Origin of the sequence: Actinocrinis sp., assembly GCF_035946395.1 — a bacterium.
Taxonomy (GTDB): Bacteria; Actinomycetota; Actinomycetes; order Streptomycetales; family Catenulisporaceae; genus Actinocrinis.
Genome location: NZ_DASYZI010000228.1, coordinates 1 through 2,256 on the forward strand (window position 1 = coordinate 1; position 2,256 = coordinate 2,256).

Below are 2,256 nucleotides of genomic sequence, written 5' to 3' on the forward strand. Positions count from 1 at the left end.
GGCCCGGCGTGCGGTTGACCTGCGCGCCGGTGTTCGTAGTTTGGCGCTCGCCGGAGTAGAGCCGACTGACGTGCCGACGCGCGCCTCGGCTGCGTCCCGGCCTCCACCACCTCCCACGAAAGGGCCGGCCCATGGCAAGACCCCTGAGAAGGCTTCGCGGCACCCTGGCCGCCGCGGTCGGCGTCGCGCTGCTGGCCGCCACCGTGACGACCGCCCCGGCCCGGGCCGCCACCACGCTCGGCGCGGGGTACTGGCACACCAGCGGCCGGCAGATCCTCGACTCGAACAACCAGCCGGTGCGCATCGCCGGCGTCAACTGGTTCGGCTTCGAGACGTCGAACTACGTCGCGCACGGCCTGTGGACCCGCGACTACAAGAGCATGATGGACCAGATGAAGTCGCTCGGATACAACACGATCCGGCTGCCGTACAGCGACGACATCTTCAAGAACACCATGCCGCAGAGCATCAACTACTCCGGCGGCATGAACGCCGACCTGGCCGGCCTCAACTCGCTCGGCGTGATGGACAAGATCGTCGCCTACGCGGGTACCATCGGCCTCAAGATCATCCTCGACCGGCACCGTCCGGACTCCAGCGGCCAGACCGCGCTGTGGTACACCAGCGCCGTCCCCGAGTCCACCTGGATCGCCGACTTGCAGGCACTGGCCACCCGCTACCAGAACAACCCCGCGGTGATCGGCATCGACCTGCACAACGAGCCGCACGACCCGGCCTGCTGGGGCTGCGGCGACACCACGAAGGACTGGCGGCTGGCGGCCGAGCGCGCGGGCAACGCGGTGCTGTCGGTCAACCCCAACCTGCTGATCTTCGTCGAGGGCGTGCAGACCTTCAACGGCCAGTCCGACTGGTGGGGCGGCAACCTCGCGGGCGCCGGACAGTTCCCGGTCGTGCTCAACGTCGCCAACCGGCTCGTCTACTCGGCGCACGACTACGCGACCAGCGTCGCGCAGCAGTCCTGGTTCACCGACCCGACGTTCCCGAACAACATGCAGGCGATCTGGGACACCTACTGGGGCTACCTGTTCAAGCAGAACATCGCCCCGGTCTGGGTCGGCGAGTTCGGCACCACGCTGGCCTCCACCACCGACCAGACCTGGCTCAGGACCCTGGTGAACTACCTGCGGCCTACTGGCCAGTACGGCGGGGACAGCTTCTCCTGGACGTTCTGGTCGTGGAACCCCGATTCGGGCGACACCGGCGGCATCCTCAACGACGACTGGACGACGGTCAACACGACCAAGGACGCCTACCTCGCCGGCATCAAGGCGCCCGGCTTCGGCGGGCAGCCCGTCTCAGGGGGCGACTACACCGCGCCGTCGGTGCCCGCCGGCCTGACGGTCACGGGCACCACGCCGACGACCGCCTCGCTCAAGTGGAACGCCTCGACCGACAACGTCGGCGTGACGGACTACTACATCTATCGCGGCTCGACGCTGCTCACCACCGTTTACGGCGCAACCACCTACACCGATCCGGGCCTGACTCCGTCGACGGCGTACACGTACTCGGTGGCGGCCGTTGACGCAGCCGGCAACGCGTCGGCCCGATCCGCCGCGGTGACCGCCACCACGACCAGCGCGGCGAACGGCGGCTGCACGGCCGCCATGCAGATCACCACCAGTTGGAGCGGGGGCTTCATCGCCAACGTCACCGTGACCAACGTCGGCACCAAGCCGACGGCGTCCTGGACGGTCACCTGGACCTGGACCGGCGGCCAGTCGGTCGCCAGTATGTGGAACGCCACCAGCACCGCCTCGGGCAGTACCGAGACGGCGACTGCCCAGGGCAACGGCGTGATCGCGGCCGGAGGCTCGACCACCTTCGGATTCCAGGGCAACGGCGGCGCGGCGACACCGATCCTCACCTGCACCGCGACCTGACCACCGCGCACCGCGTCATCGTCGTACTCGTACTCGTCGCCGTCGTGGTCCAGCGGACACCAGCCCGCGGACCGCGGCGGCGGCAGTGTGCTGTCGGCTGCCGGGATCGTCGGCGGTGTCAGCTCAGCGTGAGTTGGTATGCCACCATTCCCGCAGGCCGGTCATCCCGTTCTTGTGGGAGGCCGTGAACGCCTGGGAGCGGCTTACGTACGCGCGGGTACTCGTGTCGGCGCGGAGCCGGTCTGCCAGGACGACTGACCACTGCTCGTGCTCCTGGTTGACTCCCACTGCGTACTCCGACAGTCTCAGGCGTTGGATGTCGGACGTACCGGCAGGCGCGTAGATGTGGTAG

Annotated in this window: 1 protein-coding gene and 1 pseudogene; one reads left to right on the forward strand and one right to left on the reverse strand. The window is 68.5% G+C overall.

Annotation, left to right across the window (positions count from 1 at the left end; all coding sequences use genetic code 11):
* Positions 1 to 131: 131 nt before the first annotated feature.
* Complete coding sequence (locus VGS97_RS14395) at positions 132 to 1,904, forward strand: cellulase family glycosylhydrolase (protein WP_326853976.1); 1,773 nt, start codon at positions 132 to 134, stop codon at positions 1,902 to 1,904.
* Positions 1,905 to 2,027: 123 nt separating this feature from the next.
* On the opposite strand, the pseudogene VGS97_RS14400 reads toward VGS97_RS14395, so the two are convergent.
* A pseudogene (locus VGS97_RS14400) lies at positions 2,028 to 2,256 on the reverse strand (hypothetical protein); the annotation flags it as partial.